The 19,767-nt window shown below is 66.1% G+C and carries 14 protein-coding genes; 7 read left to right on the top strand and 7 right to left on the bottom strand.

The genetic code is table 11. From position 1 onward, the window contains the following. Nucleotides 1-60: 60 nt before the first annotated feature. Both ACIY1X_RS01695 and ACIY1X_RS01690 read left to right on the top strand, forming a co-directional pair. Nucleotides 61-2,400, top strand: coding sequence for a hypothetical protein (locus ACIY1X_RS01695; protein ID WP_399677523.1), 2,340 nt, complete (start codon nucleotides 61-63; stop codon nucleotides 2,398-2,400). Nucleotides 2,401-2,443: 43 nt separating this feature from the next. After that, nucleotides 2,444-4,765 carry a DUF6351 family protein gene (locus ACIY1X_RS01690; protein ID WP_399677521.1) on the top strand — a complete coding sequence of 774 codons (2,322 nt, stop codon included), beginning with the start codon at nucleotides 2,444-2,446 and terminating at the stop codon, nucleotides 4,763-4,765. A gap of 39 nt (nucleotides 4,766-4,804) precedes the next feature. On the opposite strand, the gene ACIY1X_RS01685 is transcribed toward ACIY1X_RS01690, so the two are convergent. Beyond that, nucleotides 4,805-5,785 carry a Bug family tripartite tricarboxylate transporter substrate binding protein gene (locus ACIY1X_RS01685; RefSeq protein ID WP_399677519.1) on the bottom strand — a complete coding sequence of 327 codons (981 nt, stop codon included), beginning with the start codon at nucleotides 5,783-5,785 and terminating at the stop codon, nucleotides 4,805-4,807. 45 nt (nucleotides 5,786-5,830) lie between these two features. Next, nucleotides 5,831-6,895, bottom strand: a complete 1,065-nt coding sequence (locus ACIY1X_RS01680; protein WP_399677517.1) for a CDP-6-deoxy-delta-3,4-glucoseen reductase — start codon at nucleotides 6,893-6,895, stop codon at nucleotides 5,831-5,833. A gap of 58 nt (nucleotides 6,896-6,953) precedes the next feature. On the opposite strand from ACIY1X_RS01680, the gene ACIY1X_RS01675 reads away from it, so the two are divergent. The 5 genes from ACIY1X_RS01675 (at nucleotide 6,954) to ACIY1X_RS01655 (ending at nucleotide 11,064) form a co-directional block, all read left to right on the top strand. Then, the gene (locus tag ACIY1X_RS01675; RefSeq protein WP_399677516.1) at nucleotides 6,954-7,901 is read left to right on the top strand and encodes an SDR family oxidoreductase; all 948 of its coding nucleotides are present in this window, start codon (nucleotides 6,954-6,956) and stop codon (nucleotides 7,899-7,901) included. Between the two features lie 39 nt (nucleotides 7,902-7,940). Then, nucleotides 7,941-8,720 carry a TIGR04325 family methyltransferase gene (locus tag ACIY1X_RS01670; protein WP_399677515.1) on the top strand — a complete coding sequence of 260 codons (780 nt, stop codon included), beginning with the start codon at nucleotides 7,941-7,943 and terminating at the stop codon, nucleotides 8,718-8,720. A 280-nt stretch (nucleotides 8,721-9,000) separates the two neighbouring features. Further along, entirely contained in the window at nucleotides 9,001-10,329 is a 1,329-nt protein-coding gene (locus tag ACIY1X_RS01665; protein WP_304303409.1) for a site-specific integrase, read from the top strand. Nucleotides 10,330-10,417: 88 nt separating this feature from the next. Continuing rightward, nucleotides 10,418-10,753 carry a type II toxin-antitoxin system RelE/ParE family toxin gene (locus ACIY1X_RS01660; protein WP_304303408.1) on the top strand — a complete coding sequence of 112 codons (336 nt, stop codon included), beginning with the start codon at nucleotides 10,418-10,420 and terminating at the stop codon, nucleotides 10,751-10,753. After that, entirely contained in the window at nucleotides 10,750-11,064 is a 315-nt protein-coding gene (locus ACIY1X_RS01655; RefSeq protein WP_304303407.1) for a DNA-binding protein, read from the top strand. Before ACIY1X_RS01660 ends, ACIY1X_RS01655 begins: the two co-directional genes overlap by 4 nt. A 161-nt stretch (nucleotides 11,065-11,225) precedes the next feature. On the opposite strand, the gene ACIY1X_RS01650 is transcribed toward ACIY1X_RS01655, so the two are convergent. Genes ACIY1X_RS01650 through ACIY1X_RS01630 form a run of 5 tightly spaced genes read right to left on the bottom strand, consistent with a single transcriptional unit; the run spans nucleotide 11,226 to nucleotide 19,761 of the window. After that, nucleotides 11,226-11,948 (bottom strand): HNH endonuclease, encoded by a 723-nt coding sequence (locus tag ACIY1X_RS01650; protein WP_399677513.1) that lies wholly within the window; start codon nucleotides 11,946-11,948, stop codon nucleotides 11,226-11,228. Then, nucleotides 11,945-13,711, bottom strand: a complete 1,767-nt coding sequence (locus ACIY1X_RS01645) for a DUF262 domain-containing protein (RefSeq protein WP_304303405.1) — start codon at nucleotides 13,709-13,711, stop codon at nucleotides 11,945-11,947. The genes ACIY1X_RS01650 and ACIY1X_RS01645 overlap by 4 nt, the downstream gene beginning before the upstream one ends. Before the next feature lie 53 nt (nucleotides 13,712-13,764). Next, nucleotides 13,765-16,902, bottom strand: coding sequence for a DEAD/DEAH box helicase (locus ACIY1X_RS01640; RefSeq protein WP_304303404.1), 3,138 nt, complete (start codon nucleotides 16,900-16,902; stop codon nucleotides 13,765-13,767). After that, the gene (locus ACIY1X_RS01635; protein ID WP_304303403.1) at nucleotides 16,892-17,779 is read right to left on the bottom strand and encodes a virulence associated protein; all 888 of its coding nucleotides are present in this window, start codon (nucleotides 17,777-17,779) and stop codon (nucleotides 16,892-16,894) included. The genes ACIY1X_RS01640 and ACIY1X_RS01635 overlap by 11 nt, the downstream gene beginning before the upstream one ends. After that, complete coding sequence (locus ACIY1X_RS01630; protein ID WP_304303402.1) at nucleotides 17,776-19,761, bottom strand: hypothetical protein; 1,986 nt, start codon at nucleotides 19,759-19,761, stop codon at nucleotides 17,776-17,778. The genes ACIY1X_RS01635 and ACIY1X_RS01630 overlap by 4 nt, the downstream gene beginning before the upstream one ends. Between the last annotated feature and the right edge of the window lie 6 nt (nucleotides 19,762-19,767).

Below are 19,767 nucleotides of genomic sequence, written 5' to 3'. Positions count from 1 at the left end.
CTCGCGCTCCACGCGGCCGGCGGGTGGCAAGCTCGCAGACATACAAGGAGACACAACCCCATGCCAAGGCACGATCTCTGGCGGCCCTCGGTGCGCCCCATGCCGTCCTCTCGTTCGCCCGGCGCCTGGTGCCGCTGGCTCGCATGCGCCATCGCCTTCACGGCTCTGGCCGCCTGCGGCGGCGGAGGCGGCGGCAACCCGGTCCCGCTGTGGAGCCTGCCCGGCGGCAACGGCAGCGGCGGCCAGAACGGGAACGGCTCCGGGGGCGATGGGAACGGCACGACCCCGCCGCCCATGCTGGCCAGCATCGACGACCAGTTGCCGGCGGACCTGGCCGCCACCGCGGCGCGCTGCGACTTCCTGGACGCCAGCCATTGCATGCTGCCCTTCCCGAACGACTACTACACCGTGGCGGACGCCGGCACCGACACCGGGCGGCGGCTGAACCTGCAGAAGGCTTCGATGCCGCGCAGCGCCATCGCCGCCGACCGGCCCATCGACACCACCGAGTGGAACCGCAGCGACGGCTTCTCGCCGGGCGCGATGATCGTCGTGCGCGTACCCGGCGTGGACCTGGAGCGCAGCGGGGCGCCGCGCCTGACGGACCTGTCGGTCTCGCAGCAGGACGGCTCGCCCGTGATGCTGATCGACGCCGACACGCTGGAGAAGCAACTGGTCTGGGCCGAGCTGGACCAGAACACCGTCAGCGCGCCCGAGCGCCAGAGCATGAACATCCGCGTTGCGAAGAGCCTGGCCTGGGGCCACCGCTACATCGTCGTGCTGCGCGGCATGAAGGACGGGCAGGGCGAGGCGATCGAGGCCGGCCCGGCCTTCCGCATCTACCGCGACCGCCACGAGAGCGCCCTGGACTTCGTCAATGCGCGGCGCGACCACATGGAGGCGCTGTTCGCCACGCTGGACAAGGCCGGCGTGGCGCGCGAGTCGCTCTACCTGGCCTGGGACTTCACCGTGGCCTCGCAGCGCAGCACCACGGGCCGCATGCTGGCCATCCGCGACCAGGGCTTCGCCGCGCTGAACGGGGCGGCGCCGGCCTTCAACGTGACCCTGATGCAGGACTTCACGCCGCAGCAGGACGCGCGGATCGCCCGCCACATAGAAGGCACGCTCACCGTGCCCAGCTTCGTCGCCGCGCCGGCGGGCGGCGCCGACATCACGCCGGTGGCCGCGGCCGTCGCGCCCTATCTCCAGGGCGGGCCGCTCGACCTGCCGGCGATCAAGGCCGCCTTCGACACGCTGGGAGACAGCCCGCTGGACCTGCAGCGCTTCCACTATGCGTCGGCCACGCCGGGCGTGTACGACGTGCCGGTGCAGAACGGCACCATGGAGATTCCGTTCCTCTGCAACATCCCGCAGTCCGCGCTGAACGCGGACGGCACGGTCAACCCGGCGCGCATCTCGCTCTACGGCCACGGCCTGTTCGGCCGGGCCGCCGAGGCCAACGGCGGGAACGTGAAGGACATGGGCAACGAGCACAACTTCGTGTTCTGCGCCACCAACTGGTACGGCTTCTCGCAGAACGAGATCATTCCCTCGGTGTTCGCCTTCTTCGACCTGTCGAATGCGCAGGTGCCCTTCGACACCACGCAGCAGGGCGTGCTCAACACGCTGATGCTGGGGCGGGCGATGAAGCATGCGCAGGGCTTCGGCGCCCACCCCGCCTTCCAGATGGGCACCGCGCCGGCCAGCGTGCTCGACACGAGCGAGCTGTTCTACGACGGCAACAGCCAGGGCGGCATCCTGGGCGGCCTGCTGATGAGCGTGGCGCAGGACATCGAGCGCGGCGTGCTCGGCGTGCCCGGCATGAACTACTCGCTGCTGCTGGAGCGCAGCAGCGACTTCCCGCAGTTCGGCGAGATGGTCTATGCGGCCTATCCGGACAGCCTGGACCAGCAGTTCATCTTCTCGCTGTGGCAGACGCTGTGGGACCGCGCCGAGGCCAACGGCTACGCGCAGGCCATGACCGACCAGCCGCTGCCCGACACGCCGCCGCACAAGGTGCTGCTGCACGTGGCCTACGGCGACCACCAGGTGACGATGTGGTCGGCCGAGATCGAGGCGCGCACCATCGGTGCCCGGCTGCAGTGCCCGGCGCTCGCCCCGGGCCGCCATCCCGACGCGAACCCCTACTACCAGTTGCCCTGCATCGAGGGCACCGGCGGCTTTGACGGTTCCGCGCTCGTCGTGTGGGACAGCGGCCCCGGGCGGACCACGGCGCCGCCGCAGGACAACCTGCCGCCGTCCACCGGGACCGATCCGCACTCCGACCCGCGCAACACGCCCGCCGCCCGGCTGCAGAAGTCGGAGTTCCTGCGCACCAATGGCAAGGTGGTCGACACCTGCGGCGGCCAGCCCTGCCGGTCGGCGGCCTACCAGCCCTGAGGGCGCCGCGCCTGGCACACGACAAGAGAAAGAGGAGACCCAGATGATCCGACGATCCGCATCGCCTTCGCCTGCCGGCCGGGGGCTTCTCCCTGTGTTGTGCATCGGCCTGCTGGCCGGCGCGCTCGTGTCCTGCGGCGGAGGCGGGGGAGGCGGCACCGGCCTGTTCTTTGCCGGAAGCCCTGGCGGCGGCCAGAGCCCGGGCGGCGGCACGGTGGACCCCGGTGGCGGCACCCCGCCCGGCGAACCGCAGACGCCGACGCCGGCCGCATTGAAGCTGCAGGTCCTGTCCAGCCGGGCCGATCTGGTCAGCGGCGGCGATGCGCTGGTCGCCGTCGATCTGCCGGACGGCGTGGACGTGTCCGCGCTGAGGCTGCAGCGCAACGGCGTCGAGGTGGCCGTGGATTGGCAGACCGGCGGCAGCGACCAGCCGCCCGGCCGGTGGCGCGGCCTGGTGTCGGGCCTGGAGCTCGGCGCCAACACGCTGGTGGCCGCCACGGCGGACGGCACGGCCCGCGGTGAACTCGCCGTGACCAACCACGCCATCACCGGACCCATGTTCTCCGGTCCGCACCTGGCGCCCTTCGAATGCCGCACGCAGGAGTCGGGTCTGGGTGATCCGCTGGACGCGGACTGCTCGGTGGCCACACGCTTCGACTGGTTCTACTTCACCCCCAGCGGCCAGCGCAAGGTGCTGGCCGATCCCCTGGGCGACCGGCCCTCGGACGTGGCGGACGCGACCACCCTCGACGGCAGGACCGTGCCCTTCATCGTGCGCGTGGAGTCGGGCACCATCAACCGCTCGATCTACCGCATCGCCGTGCTCGACGACCCGCGCGAGCCCGACCGCTGGAACGGTGCGGGCTGGAACGGCCGGGTGGTGTTCCGCTTCGGCGAGTCCACCGCCGCCCAGTACAACCAGGGCAGCAACGCGGTCACCGACGTGTTCAAGGCCGACGACACCGACGTGCAGAGCATCAAGGCGCTGGAGCAGGGCTTCGCCTACGTCGTCTCCTCGCTCAACATCAACAAGGTGAACGTGAACGACGTGGTGGCGGCCGAGACGGCGACCATGATCCGCGAGCACATCGCCGAGACCTACGGCCTGCCGCGCTGGATGGTGGGCATGGGCGGCTCCGGCGGCGCCATCCAGCAGATGCTGATCGCGCAGAACTACCCGGGCATCCTGGACGGCATCATGCCGGACGCGGCCTTTCCCGACGTGTTCGGCACGGCCATGGCGGTGTCCGACTGCCGCCTGCTCAACCGCTACTTCCAGGCGCATCCGGCCTCCTACGACGTGCGCAGGGCCTTCGAGGGTCACCTGAGCTCGGCCCTGGGCGTGACCTGCGACAACTGGGACAAGGGCAACGGGGATGCGGTGCTGGCGACCCACGGTTCCGTCTCGCCTGCCTGCGGGCTGAAGGACGGCACCCAGGTCTACGACCCGCTGAACAACCCGGGCGGCGCGCGCTGCACCGTCTACGACATCAACGTCAACAGCCTGGGGCGCGACCCGGCCACCGGCGCCGCGCGGCGCCCGCTGGACAACGTGGGCGTGCAGTACGGGCTGGAGAGCCTGCGCCAGGGCGCCATCGACGTCACGGCCTTCCTCGACCTCAACGAGGCCGTTGGCGGCTTCGACGTGGACGGCAACATCGTCGCGCAGCGCACCGTGGCCGACCTGGAGGCGCTGCAGCGCACCTACGAACTGGGCCGCATCGGGTCGGGCGGCGGCGGCCTGGCCACCGTGCCCATCCTCAGCATGCGTGCCTACGCCGAACCTGCGGGCGACATCCACACCATCTACAACGACATCAAGATCCGAGAGCAGTTGAAAAAGGCCAACGGCCGCGCCGACAACCACGTGGCCTGGAACTTCCCCCATCCGCAACTCGCCCAGTTGCTCGGGCAGCCCGACCAGATGCTGCCGCGCGCGCTGCAGTTGCGGGAACTGTTCATCACCCGCCTGGCGCTGATGACCCAATGGCTCGACGCCATCACCGGGGACCCGGCCGAATTGACGGCCGACAAGGTGGTGCACCACAAGCCGGCCGATGCGGTGGACGCCTGCTGGAACGTGCTGACCGGCGAACGCATCGAGGAGGAGGCTACGCTCACCGGCGGCCAGTGCAACACGCTCTATCCCCGGACGCCGGCGCCGCGCATGGTGGCCGGCGGCCCGGTGTCGGACGACGTACTGAAGTGCCAGCTCAAGCCCATCGACGACGCGGACTACGGGTTGGCGGTCTTCACCGCGGACGAGAAGCAGCGCCTGCAGGCGATCTTCCCGTCGGGCGTGTGCGATTTCAGCCGGCCGGGCGTGGCGCAGGCGCCGCTGAAAGGGACCTGGCTGCGCTATTGAGCGGGGATTGGGCGGGCGGCCGCCCGCCTGTGCGTTGCCTCAGTCCACCTTCGCGCCGGTGGCTTTCACGACCTGCTCGTACTTGGCCAACTCCGCCTTCATGAAGGCGCCGAACTGCTCGGGCGTGGTGGGCACCGGCTCGGCGAAGAGGGCGGCGAAGCGCGCCTGCGTCTCCGGCGCCTTGAGCGCGGCGACGAAGGCCTGGTTCAGCTTGTCGATGGTGGCCTTGGGCGTGCCGGCCGGCGCCACCAGGCCCCACCAGGTGTCGATCGAGAAGCCCTTGAGCGTGTCGGCCACCGGCGGCGCGTCGGGCAGGAAGGGGCTGCGCTGCAGCGTGGTGACGGCCAACGCCTTGAGCTTGCCGGCCTTGATGTTGGGCGCGGCGGTGGCGAGGTTGTCGAAGTTGAAGTCCACCTGCCCCGACAGCAGCGCCAGTTGCGCCGGGTTGCCGCCGTTGTAGGGGATGTGCACGGCGAAGATGCCGGCCGCCTTCTTGAACATCTCGCCGGCCAGGTGGCCGGCGCTGCCGTTGCCGCCGCTGCCGTAGTTGAGCTTGCCGGGGTTCGCCTTGCCGTAGGCGATCAGGTCCTGCAGCGAGTCGATCTTCAGGCGCTGCGCCGTCTCGGCGTTCATCACCAGCACGTTGGGCACGCGCACCATCTGCGTGATGGGGGCGAAGTCCGCCTGGGCGTTGAACGGCATCTTCGTGTAGAGCCAGGGGTTCACCGCGTTCGTGGCGGTGGCGGCGATGCCGATGGTCAGGCCGTCCGGCGCCGCCTTGGCCACCATGTCGGCGCCGATGTTGCCGCCGGCGCCGGGCTTGTTGTCGATGACCACCGGGCCGCCCAGCGCGTCCTTGACGCGCTCGGCGAGCGCCCGGGCCGTCACGTCGATGGGGCCGCCGGCGGCGTAAGGCACCACCAGGCGCACGGCGTGCGTGCCCTGCGCATGGGCCCAGGGCGTGGCGGCGAGCGCCGCGCCGGCGCCGAGCAGGAGGGAAAGCAGATGTCTCTTGTTCATGTTGTTGTGCAGGGGAGGGTCGAGGGAAGGTGAATGGAGTGCGGCTCAGGGCTGCGCCTTGTCCGCCTCGGTGGTGAAGGCGTCGGCGAAGAATTCCTCTTCGGGCAGGCCGGCCTCGGCCACGTAGTCGTGCCGGGCCGAGTCGACCACGACCGGCGCGCCGCACGCGTAGACCTGGTGGCCCGAGAGGTCGGGGATGTCTTCGAGCACCGCGCGGTGGACGAAGCCGGTGCGGCCGGTCCAGTTGTCTTCCGGCACCGCGTTGGAGACCACCGGCACGTAGCGCAGGTGGGGCATCTCGGCCAGGCGCTCGCGCATCCAGCCGTCCATGTACAGGTCTTCGGGCCGGCGCCCGCCCCAGTACAGCACGGCGGGCCGGTCGATGGCCTTGAAGCGCATGTGCTCGATCAGCGCCTTGATCGGCGCGAAGCCGGTGCCCGAGGCCAGCAGCACGATCGGTTTGTCGGAGTCTTCGCGCAGGAAGAAGCTGCCGTAGGGGCCCTCGATGCGCAGGATCTCCTTTTCCTTCATCGCGCCGAACACGTGGTCGGTGAACTTGCCGCCCGGCATGTGGCGGACGTGCAGCTCGATGCCGGTGCCCGGTTCGCTCAGCGTGTGCGGTGCGTTCGCCATCGAGTAGCTGCGCCGCGCGCCGCCCTGCAGGATGAACTCCACGTACTGGCCCGCGTGGAACTGCAGCGGGTCGCCGGCCGGCAGTTGCAGGCGCACCAGCATCACGTCGTGCGACTGCTTCGTCAGCGCGCTGACGCGCACCGGCATCTTGCGGATCGGGAAGGCGCCGGCCTCGGTGACCTGGCGCGATTCGAGCACCACGTCGCTGGTCGGATGCGAGCGGCAGGTGAGGATGAAGCCGGCCAGTTCCTCCTCGGCCGACAGGGCCTTGCTCTGGTGGGCCTCCATCGCCACGGTGCCCGACAGCTTCCTGCACTTGCAGGAGCCGCAGGCGCCGTCCTTGCAGCCGTAGGGCAGGCCGATGCCCTGGCGGATGCCGGCGGCCAGGATGGTTTCGTCGGCGTTGACGCCGAAGTGGCGGCCGCTGGGCTCGACGGTGACGGAAAAGCCCGATCCGGCGGGGTCGGCGAGGCTCATGGGTATTCTCGGGCGTTCCGCGGAACGCTTCTCTCTGTGCAGCAGGGAACCCACGATTTTGCCTTCAAACACAAACCCCCTCGGGGCCTTGCCCTCGCGCTTCCGGCGCGGGCGGCTGCTGGTGGTCGGCTGCGGCGACGTCGGCCAGCGCGTGCTGCAGCAGGTGGCGGGCCGGCTGAACGTACTGGCGCTGACTTCCTCGCCCGGCCGTGTGCCGTTCTTGCGCGCCGCGGGCGCGCGGCCCCTGCTCGGCGACCTGGACGCCCCCGCCACGCTGCGCCGCCTGGCGGGGCTCGGCACGCGCGTGCTGCACCTGGCGCCGCCGCCGCGTGAGGGCCAGGGCGATCCGCGCACCCTGGCGCTGGTGCGGGCGCTGGCGCGGCGCTCGCCGCCGCAGTCGCTGGTCTACGGCTCCACCAGCGGCGTCTACGGCGACTGCGGCGGGGCCCGGGTGGACGAGACGCGCCCCGTGCGCCCCGCCACGCCCCGCGCGCAGCGGCGTGTGGCGGCCGAGCGCGCCGTGCGCTGGCTGGGCCGCTCGGCCGGCGTGCGGGCCGGCATCCTGCGCATCCCCGGCATCTACGCGCCGGACCGCGAAGGCGGCACGCCGCGCCAGCGCCTGCTGCGCGGCACGCCGGCGCTGCGGGCCGAGGACGACGTCTACACCAGCCACATCCATGCCGACGACCTGGCGCGTGCCTGCGTCGCGGCGCTGTTCCGGGGGCGGCCGCAGCGCGTGGTGAACGCCAGCGACGACACCGAACTGAAGATGGGCGACTACTTCGACCTGGCGGCCGACCTGTACGGCCTGCCGCGCCCGCCGCGCGTCGCGCGCAGCGAGGCGGCCGGCCGGCTGACGCCGCAGTTGCTGAGCTTCATGGACGAGTCGCGGCGCCTGGTCAACCGGCGCCTCAAGCGCGAGTTGCGCGTGGCGCTGCACCACCCCACCGTCCATGCCGGGCTGCGACAGAATGAACCCTCCGCCCGGGGCGAAGCGGCAGAATGAGCAGCAGCCACAGGCCATGAACTTCGACGAGGACCTCGCATGGTGTTGAACGTGTTTTCGGCGGCCGGCCGCAAATCGGCCTATGAGCGGCGCTTCTACGAGAACAAGGACGAGAACCTGTTCATGGGCGACTTCGGCAGCTTCGACGAGGCCCGCGCCCACATCCCCGCGCAGTTCGCGGCGGGCTACGACAACGCCGAGGGCGCGAAGGCGCTGTACAGCCACCAGATCTACAACTGGGACTACCCGGCCCTGTTCTGGGTCGGCCAGGCGATCGCCGGCGGCGCCACGCGCGTGTTCGACCTCGGCGGACACGTGGGCATCAAGTACTACGCCTTCCGCCGCGTGCTGGAGATGCCGGCCGCGCTGCGATGGCATGTGTGCGACGTGCCCGGCGTGGTGCAGACCGGCCGCGAGCTGGCGGCGGAGCGCGGCGCGCAGGCGCAACTGAGCTTCGGCACCGAACCCACCGAGGCCTCCGGCCATGACGTGCTGATGCTCTCGGGCTCGCTGCAGTACCTGCCGATGACGCTGGGCGAATTGCTGGCGCGGCTGCCGGTCAAGCCGCAGCGCATCGTGCTCAACACCACGGCCATGCACGAGGACCGCACGATCTACACGCTCAACAGCATCGGCTTCGGCGTGTGCCCGTACCGCGTCCAGCACCACGAGGCGATCCAGAAGGAGATCGTCGATGCCGGCTATCGCCGCCGCGACGGCTGGCGCAACGAGGGCAAGCCGATCGAGATCCCCTTCGTGGAAGGGGGCGACCGCGCGTACTACGGGGGCGGCTGCTTCGATCTGGCCCAGGGCCGCTGAGCGGGGCCTGGAAACGATGAACCCGCCATGAGGCGGGCTGAGCAGCATCTGGTGCCCGGGGCCGGAATCGAACCGGCACGCCTTGCGGCGGGGGATTTTGAGCCGAGGTTTGAAGCCTACGATGGACCTACGCTGGAACCCCCAAGTGCTTGCTGCGCTTGGTTTTCCGGGAGTTCGGTCCGACGTAGTCTTACCCCATGATTGGACCCATCACGCTGAGTTTGCCGCTCTCGTGGCTCCTGGCCGGTTCCCTGTTTCGGTCAACCAGGCGGGAGTTTTCATGACAGTCACCAAGCTCACCAAGTCGGTCGTCGATGCCGCCACGTTCACCGGCAAGGACTACGAACTGCGTGACGCGGCCACGCCCGGCTTCCTCTGCAAGATCACGGCAGGCGGTCGCAAGGTGTTCATGCTCCAGTACCGCACCAATTGCGGCGAGCGCCGCAAGCCGAAGATCGGCCTGTTCGGTGAACTGACGGTCGAGCAGGCTCGTTCGATCGCCCTGGACTGGCTGGCCGACGTCCGCAGGGGCAACGACCCCAGCGCCGCCAAGCAGGCGGCGCGAAGGGCTCCCACGGTCCGGGAACTCGGTGAGCAGTTCATCAACGAGTACTCCAAGACGCGCAACAAGCCCTCGACGGTCGAGACCTACCAGGGCCAGATCGACCGCTACCTCGTGCCCCTCCTTGGCAGGGTGAAGGTGCCCGACCTGACCAGGGCGGACGTGACCGGCATGATGCGGGATCTCGCGAAGACGCCCACCACGGCCAACCGGGTGCTTGCTTGCCTGCGCAAGATGCTCAACATGGCCGAGGTGTGGGGCTATAGGCCTGACGGCTCCAACCCGTGTCGCCATGTGCCGAAGTATCCAGAGAAGGGGAAAACCCGATACATCACCGACGATGAACTGGCGCGCATCTATGCCTACCTCGACGATGCGGACGTCGACGGGTTGGAGCATCCCACCCTGACGCTGGCCATCCGGCTGCAGTTCGAGTTCTCCGCGCGCCGCTCGGAAATCTGCGATCTAGAGTGGGCTTGGGTGGATCTGGACAACCGTCGCATCGCCTGGCCGGACAGCAAGACCGGCTGCATTTCCAAACCGATGAGCGAGTCGGCCTTTCTGCTGCTTTCCAATGCCTATCGGTTTGACGATTCGCCCTACGTTTGCCCCAGCATCTACGACAGCCGTCGCTCACTGCCCGAGAGCACCTACTACAACTCCTGGCGGCGCATCCTGAAGCGCGTGGGCGTGCCTCACGTCGGGACGCATGGCATTCGGCACCGGGCCGCCACGGACATTGCCAACTCGGGCGTGCCGCTGAAGGTCGGCATGGCGTTGACCGCGCACAAGACCATCGCCATGTTCATGCGATACGTCCATACGGAGGAGGGGCCGATCCGGGCGGCCGCTGAGAAGGTGGCCGCCCTGCGCCGCGAAACCATCGGCGCTGCCGTAGCCCCATCCGACCCGTCGCGGGTGGCAGCCGCCGAGGCTGCACCGACTCGAACGGGCTCGGGCAACTACCGGCCGTACCGGCATCGGAAGGCAGCCACACGCGCCGTGCCGCCCGGCACCAAGCGGGCGGGCGCCTTGCCCATCCGCTGACGAGAGGGCCTGAGCGTGGACCGACCAGGGCATGGCGGGCGCTCGCGTACATGCCCGATGACTTGACTAAATTCGTCTATAAACGAAAATGACGGTGTACCAGATCGAGCACTACCTGACGGCGGATGGCCAGAAGGATCTCTACGATAACTGGCTGCGGCGCTTGCGCGACGTCCAGGCCAAGGTGGCGGTCATCCGGCGTGTGGCCCGTGTCGAGCAGGGCAACTTTGGCGATCACAGGTTTTGCCGCGATGGCGTGTGGGAGCTACGCATCGACGTGGGTCCGGGCTATCGGGTTTATTACGGGCTGGCGGGTGAACGCTTGGTGCTGCTGCTGTGTGGCGGCGACAAGCGTACGCAGGATGCGGACATCGTCCGAGCGGTGGGTTACTGGCAGGACTGGCAACGAAGAGGCGACGAATGAAAAGCAGACCCCATGACGATGCGATGGCCGAGCTGTACCGCAGCGATCCGGCGCTCGCGCTGGAAGTCATCAATGGCATCCTGGCCGACGGCGACCAAGCCGAACTGATGACCGTACTGCGTCAACTCGCGCAGGCCGTCGGTGGCGTGCAGGCGGTCGCCGAGCACGCGCACCTGAACCCGACGCAGATCTACCGCACGTTGTCCCCGAAGGGCAATCCTGCCTTGAACAGCCTGACCGCCATCCTCAAGGCGCTGGGCCTGCGTCTGGCGGTGCAGCCGTTGCCTTCGCCGCACTCTCAGGCGGCTTGATTTCGCAGGTATGCCGCAGGTGATGGCGGCAAAGCAGGATGACAGGGCGGGTTTCTGCAGTAGAAAGTTCAAATCGGCGCTGTGCCCTCGGCTCGATCTCGATTTCCGCTTCGCAGCGGTGGCGGGCTTTCACCAAGAGGGCGTGAATGTCAGATTCTGCGCTATGCCGCCTTTCGGAAGACATAGCGATTGTGGTACTCCAAGTAGCGCTCATGCGCAGGCCGAATACCGTGCAACTTGAGCGCCCGATCTACCCCAAGAGCTGCACGGGCAAATGGATCCAGGGCCTTGGCAACATGCACTTCCCCATCTATGGCGACGGTCATCCAGCCCGAATCGAACATGGCATCAAGATGCGGCGCCAAGTGCAATCCATTGAACACATCGAGGCGCTCGTCGTCGCGCTCGCAGCTCGCCCAGGGCTTGATGTGAGACGCCCTGAGAAGTTCTGGCACTTCGAGTCCAGTGATACAGCATCGACCTTGCCAGTAGTCCAATAGGGAAGCGCGAAACATGGCCTGCCCCACTCTTGCCACGACGACTCGGTCTGCCTCCGTGGTGCAAGGCAGGTCAGCGGTCGCCTGCCGGAATGCGTCGGCGACGCGGTTCGGCAGCGTTCGGCCACGCGATGCAGCCCTGCGCAGCAACTCGTACAGCTCTTCGTAGCCGTAAACATTGACCGGGAAGTTCGCATCCACGTCGTTGAGCGAAAGACCAGCGGGTGAGGAGACTTCAAAGAGCAACTCTCCGACCGAACGAACCACGACCGTCTCGGGGAAGTGGGCCGACCGCAGCTCCAGCCCGCCTTCTCGTTCTAGCGGCGTTCTCTCGAACCCGCAGTCTGATGCAGCCTTCTCAACGCGCAGACGTTCGAGCGGGGTCATTGGCCCGCCGAGGTGACCAACTTCGCATACCCACGCCGGATGACTTCCGCGATCAGCGGGCGCCTGGCCGCGAGGAACTGCTCGTAGCTCATCGTCCACCACTGCTCTGGCAGTGCGTGACCCTGCATCATCGCGCCCAGCGTCGACTGGTCGAAGCGCTCGGCGTACTTGCCCCAGTACTGGGCAGGCGGCGCGTCGGAGATGGCGATGTTGTCGTCCCACTCCACCAGCGCGTAGTTGGCAATCTGGTTGATGTCGCGGACGCTCTCGATGCCCTGCTTCTTCAGGTACTGCTTCGGGAACAGGTGATGCCGCTCCAGCGCCTTCTTCTGACCTTGTGCGGGCGGGTCCAGCAGGTCCACCACGGGGCTCTGCGAGAACAGGGCCTGGGCACCCAGCAGCGTCTGCGCCGCGTAAAAGCCGAACAGAGCCGGGCTGCGGCCCGCCGAGGTCGCCAGGTCCAACGGCAGCGTCTTGGTCCAGTAGTCGTCCGTCAGCGTCGCGGCCTCCACTGTTGCCAGCCGGGTCAAGAACTGGTCGGCAGTCTTCAGCTCGCGCAGCTCGGCCAGATCTTGCTCCATGCGCGACTCCGGCGAGGAGGTAAACCGGCCTGTCAGCAGCGACATGAAGAGCCACCGCGCGATGGCGTTGCGCAGCTTGAACCCTTCGACGTCGTACTCGGTGCGGCCCAGCAGGTACAGCTGGTAGGCGAACACCAGGGCGTTGACCGAGCTGATGGTCTTGGCACTGCGGTAGCCAGCGGAACGGACGACGTTCAGAAAGTCCGCCCAGTAGGTCAGGTTCAGCACGCGCCCCTGGGCGTTGCGCAGCTTGTCGAACTGGCTGTTGCGCTGCTCGAGGCTGACCTCGCCGCTGGTCAGGTCCTTCCCGCGCAGCAGCGAGTAGACGTGCTCCAACCTCGCCCGCCGGAAGGCCACACCGACGTCGACGCGCAGCAGATGGTCGGGGTCAGGCTGAAAAATCTGGTTGAACGGGCTGGCCTGGCCAGCAGGCGCCGGCTGGCGCGCCGCTCGGCAGAATTTCTCCAGTTCAGTGCGGCCGTCGTCCCAGAACACCGACATCAGCGTCAGGATGAAGTCCGACTGGTTGAGCTTCTTGCCCTCGCTGTTGATGCGCACGAAGACGTCGGCCACCTGCTCTTCGGTGCACTGCTGGGACAGCTCCAGCGCAATGAAGGGGAAGTTCGTCAGCCCGGCCAGCCGGCCGATGGCGTCGGCTACCTTCTCCTCCTCGGCGTCGGACACCTCGCGCGACGCCGTCAGGCGCTTCAGGTATTCGCCGATGGTCCTGTGCGTTGGCCGGTTGAACACCTCCGAGATGTCGAGGATGTACTCCGGGTCACGCTCGGTCGTCGCGTCCGGCACGGCGAAGGTGCCGGTCTGCGGCCGGAACGCGATGCGGATGTGCTCGCGCTCGAAGTTTTCGCGCAACACGGCCTCGCGCCGGATGACTGCGTACAGCGAGGTCAGGCGCTGCTGCCCGTCCACGATGAGCAGCGACGGCGCCTTCTGCTTGTTGGCATCGCCGATGACCTTGGTTTCCACGCCCTCGGCACCGGTCTGCCAGAACAGGAAGTAGCCGACCGGGTAGCCGCGGTACATCGAGTCGAACAGGTCTCGAACCTTGGCGTTGGCCCATACGAAGGGGCGCTGGATGTCGGGCAGGCCGATGCGGCCGAGACCGATGTCGTTGATGAGGACACCCAGTGAATAGTGAACTTCTTTGAAGAGTGTGTCGGTCATCCTGAACTTCCTCCACTAAACGACCGCAAATGGACGGCAGCAAGCCCTGCGAATCAAAGACTTTCGAGCACAGCACCGAAGTAAGACGGATAGGCCAAAAGTGTTTTGGCAACCACCTCGCGGTACTCTGGCAGAGCGGCGCGGAAATAAGCCCCTTCATACCCGGCTAGCCAAATGTCAATCGCGACATCCTGAGCGATATGCCGGTCAGCCAGACCGGCCTCGTAGGTCGCAACTGAAAGTTTGCTTGGCAGGCCGTACGCCAATGATTTTTGGAATTCATTTAGCGCCGCAGCCTCCTCACTACTGAGCCCTGTCGTCCCGAAGAGGAACTGACCAACGGCGGCAGCGACCAGCGGACAGTCAAAACCAAGGCAGCCCTCTAGGAACTGAAGTACATCGGCGTCAGTCAGCTTGCGCCGACCATTTTCTCCCCAGGGCTTTGAAGCTTCAGCACCCGCGGCCGCATCAATCAGCTGTCGATAGGAATCCCCGCGCATCCATCCCTGCGCGAGCTGCATCGAGATGCCGGCGGGTTCCATGCCCGTCAGCAACTTGTCGTCAATCACAGTATTGAAAAGCGGCCAAATTTCTTGCAACCATTCATCGGTTGTCGCGAGGGTCCGCAATGCATCTGCACGCCCCAGAACCCAGGTCTCCACCCTCGTCGAATCGAACACGCCCAGCAGAGTCTTTGCGTATGCAGCCTGTCGGGCAGGCTCGGGGACCAACTGCTCAATGTGTGTGGCAGCCAACTCAAAGAGCTGCACAAGCAAGGACTTCGTAGCCTCGTCGGCCAGAGAGTAGGCAAGTGTCGAGGCCGCCAGCACGCGCACCCTGGGCAGCACGGTTTCGAAGTCCTCGACGCCACGGTTGGCCATCAAATAGCTTTCGAGGGCGGAGAGCAGCGCTTGCCTTTCAGAAATCTCCTTCGTCAGCGACCGCTGGTCAAATCCAAGTCGGTGATGAGCGTCGGTCATCTGCTTTGCCCAAGCGAGCAACTCCTCTCCGCGCTTGAAGTAGGCCTGCAGTACCTCGGCCATTGGTACTGGCAGCGGGTACCTGCCATCAGGCGACGAGATGGGGGCCACCAGTTCGAGAAGTGAACTCGACGTCTCCTCAGAGTTCTCCGGCTTCAACAGCCCGACCGCGGCGTCCAGGCGCCACCGTTCCCCTTGACGGTTGTCGATGACCTTGGGGTCCGCGAAGAGGACAAGTCCTTCGGTGTGCATGCCGGCCCGGCCAGCGCGGCCAATCAAGTTCTGAAAGTCCCGCGTCTTAATGCGTTCAGCGCCTTGGTTCACCCCAGAGACAATGAGGTACCGAATCGGTAAGTTGACCCCTTGAGCCAAGGTCGACGTGCAAATCACCAGCTTGATGAGTTCACCCTGCATAGCATGCTCAATGGACAGACGCATTCCTTGGGGCGTCGTTCCGTGGTGAACAAACACGCCGAGCGCAGCAGCCTTCGCCATCGTCGAATCCTTGCCGAAGTGCTGCGTGGCCAGGTGCGTCAGGCGTTGAATCTCATCTGCGTCTGAGGCAGCTGCAGGGGCCGGCAGGTTGAAACCTCGCTCGTACACCTCCACTGCACGCGCTGCCAACCCGCTGGCGGTGTCCTTGCGGCCACAAAATATGGCCACCGCACCATTTGGCGCCAGCCGGATTCCTAGGTAGAGAGACACGTCCTTCCATGCGTCGTCACCTTTCTCCGGGAAGACGCGCGGATTTCGCTCCCTTCGACGAAGCTGCAGCTCTTGGGATTCGATGCTCCGCGGAACGAAGTAGTCCGGCCGAGCATAGCTACCAGACTCGAAGAACAAGAGCTGTCCGAGCCGCTCGCTCCACGTCGCAAAGGCAACCGACCGGGCCGTGGACAACAGGCCCGTACCGTCCACGACGTTGGGCTCGGTGCCGATAAGCCACGTGCCGACTGCGATGGCGTTCTTGATGACCGCGGAGATGAGCACGGTCTGCGCCGATGGACTTAGCAGCGCCTTGATTTCTGTCAGCAGAAGTTCGTAAGTGATGCCGCGTGGTCCGGTATCGAATTGGTGACCCTCGTCGTAGACCACCATGCCGATTTGCGCAACCAAGGTCGGCTCTTGCCTGAGCACATACAGCAGCTTCTCCGGTGTGAGCACCATCAGGTGGCGCGTTGTCGGGGACGTCTGGCCAAGCAACTCTGCCAACTGGTCGACAAAGTCCAGTTGTAGTGCATCAGAAAGCTCATTGACCTTGACGTCCTCGCCCTTGAACGCGTGACGGAGAGAAGTAGCAATCTCATGGCATAGGGCGCGGAACGGCGCGACGAGCACCGCGACCCGCGTCCGGTCGGCCAGGAATGCGCTGCGGAGAATGACCTCAACCGAACGTGTCTTGCCCGCGCTCGTGGGCATCTGGACAACGCCTGACTTCCCAGCGAAGAGCCCGGCCTTGCCGAGCAACCTCTGGGACGGCCAGAGTTCCTTGGGGAAGCCCGGACGGCGAATCGCGTCCGCCCAAGCGGCACCACCCAGGGCGCTGAACCCGGGCATGAGTGCCCATGCCGAGCTCGCCAAGCGCAGCTTAACCACCGCGGATGCGACCTCCACGAGAACAACTTCGTGGGAGGTGCCGTTGGCGTAGGTCAAGCGACGGACCTCGTTCAGCAGTTCAACCACTGACTCGGGTGGCGAGCCGTCGTTAAAGTGGCTCATCAGGCGGATGGAAAGTTCGTAAAGCAGCCCGGTCAGCCAGTGCGCGGCCAAGGCAGGCGGCTGACGCCAGGCGGCCTGCAATGCCCAGACCGCAAACTGCTCAATCGCATTGACACCGTCCGCCTGGAGGCGCCGCGCAAGCACCAGACTGCTGCCCGGGCGCTGGCCCAAGAAGTAGCTGGCGGAAGCGAGCAGCGTGACCTCCCGCGAAATCTCGGTATCGAATCGGGAGCCCAGGTAGGCATCGAAGAAGCTCGCCGCAAAGCCGAGGTCGTCCAGCAAGTCGTCGGCCAATCTACCCTGGCCGTCTTCGGCGTCATTGAGCGCTGCCGACGCATCCACCAGCGTACCGACAGACAGGGGAAAGAGGGCTGCAGGCTCTACCCCTTCCGGTACGGCGATATGGGACTCTTCAGGCAGCCCAAGCTCGTACATCTTCCCCTTGGACCGAGTGATGCCAAAGTACCGACGACTGCTGAATTCAGGCTTCATCGGCTGCTCGCTGGTACAAGGCGTGGGCCAGTGCCATCAGGTCTTTGCCTTTGACCGCAATCAGGCTCAAGTTGCCTGCGTTGTTGTGTTTGGTAATGGAGGTTCCCTTGATGCCATCCGCATCGAACGCCGTGCCAGAAAGAATGGCAGCCGCTCCTGATAGAAGCCGGTAGGGTCGGTCGACGGCGTTCTGAAATCGCTCCACGACCAGCATCGACGCACGCTCGCCGGATACATGCATGCGGCGCTTCATCGCGGCCAGCGTCTCTGCTGCTCGCAGGTAGTCCTTGCTCGAGTCGTCGACCGCGTCCTGAAGGCGGTTCTTGTACTTGCCATCCCCTAGTTGAGCCTTTGCCTCAAAGGTCAACATCTCGTCAGTGGCCTTCGGCTGCCCAGCATCAGGACACTTGAAGCCGACAATGTCGACTCCCTTGACTGACTCGTTTCGGCTTCCCTTCTCGGCGTACTTCCCGCGCGGTACCCAGTAGCCGAGGATGAACTCGACGTAGTCTGAGACTAGCAGTTCTGCAAAGTCACCCGACCGGACACCAGGCCCTGGCGCTGCGCTCTTGTCTGGGAAGACCAGCTCCAACAGGTATTCCGCTCGCGACTTACCAGTGCCCGCACGGAGGATGTCAATATCGCTGTCAGGACAATAAGTCTGCCGGAATCGGATTGCCCACTCACTGAGGCAATCTGCATCGGCAGCCACCTCAAGGTCCCAAACCTCACACTTGCCGCCGCCGTCCAACGTCAGCGGCTCGGCCAGTTTGAGGTGTTGAAGGTATGCCGGCTTAGCGCCTTGATTCAAAGCGGCGACATCAATCGCTGCCGCCGCCGGTTCGTCCGGAGCTAGGTGTGTTGTAGTAGGCGTCATTCGAAACCAGAAAGAAGGGGCTGCAGTTCCCGTCGGAAGAGCAGCTTTTCTTCGACGCCAGGTTCCAGCTCTAGCGCTACAACTCGTGCCCCTTGAAGCGCGGGCGGAGGCGCAGAAGTCGTCGTGACGATGAACTGGAACGGCGCGATGCTACCTTCGCCGCCAAGCTGCTCCGCCGCCTCAGCAGCGGCGAAGAAGAACTCCCGATACAGGAGCTCGCTCATGTCCGCCTCTCGCGGGCAGTCGTGAACCAGGAAGCCCGGGTGATGGCTGGCGTCGGAAGTCGCCGAATCGAGTAAGCACACGATGTCGCCGAGTAACACCTCCAGCACCTGGTAGGCCTCACCGCCACGTGCCACTTCGAAGGGGCGGACCTCATGCCCTGGGACGAATTGCGCGTGTCCCTCGGCACCGAGGAGTCTGGTCGACACGGTGGCCGTCAGGGCCTTGAGGGCGTCGACTCTCGACGACTGCTGAGACCGTTGGACAACCTCTGCCGCCCGAAGGGAGTTCAACGCTGACTCGAACTCCAGAAGTTGCTTCCGCGCATCGGCCAGTTCCGCCGCGTCACCGCCCTGGTTCCGTTGGGTGTGCTTCAACTGGAGGTCGTCCCAGGACTGCTTCAAGAACGTTCGCGAGGTTTCGCTCGTGGCGATGCGAACGCGCAGTTGGTGAAGTTCAGGCCTCTTCTTGGCGATGAGCTTCTTTTGGTCAGAGACCGCCTTCTCGGCCTTGTCGAGCGCGACCGTGCTGGCCTGATGGCGCGCAGCGAACAAGGAAGCATCGGCCTTGGCCTGCTTGCCGTCTTGGAACCAGGTCATGTTGACGGCGCTCTTGTTCCTCTGGACGTGCTCGCACGCGCTGAACTCGAGATTCCCTGGGTCGCATCGCCCCTCCAGGCCGGCCAACCGGTCTCGAACCTTGGTCAGACGCTCAAAGTCCTCTTGCTTTGCGTCGACCAATGACTTGGCCATTTCGTTTTCAACCTTCGCCAGGTCGCGGGCTTTGGTTAGCTCATGCAGGCGCACTTGTTCCTTGGCCAGGGCTTCGTCGGCTTGTTCCACTTCGCGCTCCCATCCGCGCTCGTCCGACTCGGCCTTTTGCAGCGCCGCCTGAACACGAGACTCGACCGATTCGCCAATCGTGGTTGCGAAGACGGATTCGTCTTCTTCCGCCCGCACCTTCAGGCGCAGTTGGCGGTCGGCATGGGCCAGCGCGAAGGCCGGTGCCCGTTCGAGCTCGGGGATGCGCTCCTTGCACTGGTCGACCTGCTTCTGCTTGGCCTCGATGTCGCGCAGCAACTGGTCCAACGCCTGGTCAACCAGGCCGAGCACCGAGCCGACCAGCAACGGCGGGTCACGCCGTGAGCGCTTGAAGCCCAGGCCTTCGCCCTCACGCCAGTGGTAGAAGCCGTCGAAGCGGGTTCGCTGTTCCCGGATGCACCAGGCCAGCAGATGGCGCCATTCGAGCGGCTGATTTGTCCCGGGCAAAGAGCGGGCCGCAAGCCGGCCTATCGAGAACTGCTCCAGTGCGCGGCCATAACCGTCGAAGTCGTTCGCCGCCGTGCCATCGAACAATCGGTCCAGGCCGTCGCATTGGGCGGCCAGGGAGTGGCTGTACAAGCCGTACGGCCTGAAGACCAACCAGGCGGCGCCATCCACATGGACCTTTGCCGCCACTCCGCCTTTGGGAAAGCTGACGGCCGCCTTGCTACGCAGCGTGGCGATGGCCGGGGCATCGTCGCCCAGCACGTAACGCAGCAACAAGCACAGCGAGGTCTTGCCCACGCCGTGACCGGCGCTCGCCAACCCCGAGGCGTCGTTCGAAGCGGACTCCTTGGCCCAGACGATGTTCAGCCCGGTGTGCAGGTCGATGGTGCGCGTGAGCACCAACGGCTCACGGGATTCGATCAACCACAGCGTTTCAACCCAAAGCCTGGGCTGCGTGCGAACCGGTTGAATTGCCTTGAGCCAGGTTGCCATGGAGTC

Source organism: Xenophilus sp. (genome assembly GCF_044462705.1).
Lineage (GTDB): Bacteria > Pseudomonadota > Gammaproteobacteria > Burkholderiales > Burkholderiaceae_C > Xenophilus > Xenophilus azovorans.
This window is presented reverse-complemented; position numbering and strand designations above follow the sequence as displayed.

Coding starts and splice junctions, on each gene's coding strand:
- ACIY1X_RS01695 (WP_399677523.1), top strand. CDS start 61: ATGCCAAGGCACGATCTCTGGCGGCCCTCGGTGCGCCCCATGCCGTCC.
- ACIY1X_RS01630 (WP_304303402.1), bottom strand. CDS start 19,761: ATGGCAACCTGGCTCAAGGCAATTCAACCGGTTCGCACGCAGCCCAGG.
- ACIY1X_RS01655 (WP_304303407.1), top strand. CDS start 10,750: ATGAAAAGCAGACCCCATGACGATGCGATGGCCGAGCTGTACCGCAGC.
- ACIY1X_RS01660 (WP_304303408.1), top strand. CDS start 10,418: ATGACGGTGTACCAGATCGAGCACTACCTGACGGCGGATGGCCAGAAG.
- ACIY1X_RS01685 (WP_399677519.1), bottom strand. CDS start 5,785: ATGAACAAGAGACATCTGCTTTCCCTCCTGCTCGGCGCCGGCGCGGCG.
- ACIY1X_RS01670 (WP_399677515.1), top strand. CDS start 7,941: ATGGTGTTGAACGTGTTTTCGGCGGCCGGCCGCAAATCGGCCTATGAG.
- ACIY1X_RS01635 (WP_304303403.1), bottom strand. CDS start 17,779: ATGACGCCTACTACAACACACCTAGCTCCGGACGAACCGGCGGCGGCA.
- ACIY1X_RS01645 (WP_304303405.1), bottom strand. CDS start 13,711: ATGACCGACACACTCTTCAAAGAAGTTCACTATTCACTGGGTGTCCTC.
- ACIY1X_RS01665 (WP_304303409.1), top strand. CDS start 9,001: ATGACAGTCACCAAGCTCACCAAGTCGGTCGTCGATGCCGCCACGTTC.
- ACIY1X_RS01690 (WP_399677521.1), top strand. CDS start 2,444: ATGATCCGACGATCCGCATCGCCTTCGCCTGCCGGCCGGGGGCTTCTC.
- ACIY1X_RS01680 (WP_399677517.1), bottom strand. CDS start 6,895: ATGAGCCTCGCCGACCCCGCCGGATCGGGCTTTTCCGTCACCGTCGAG.
- ACIY1X_RS01640 (WP_304303404.1), bottom strand. CDS start 16,902: ATGAAGCCTGAATTCAGCAGTCGTCGGTACTTTGGCATCACTCGGTCC.
- ACIY1X_RS01650 (WP_399677513.1), bottom strand. CDS start 11,948: ATGACCCCGCTCGAACGTCTGCGCGTTGAGAAGGCTGCATCAGACTGC.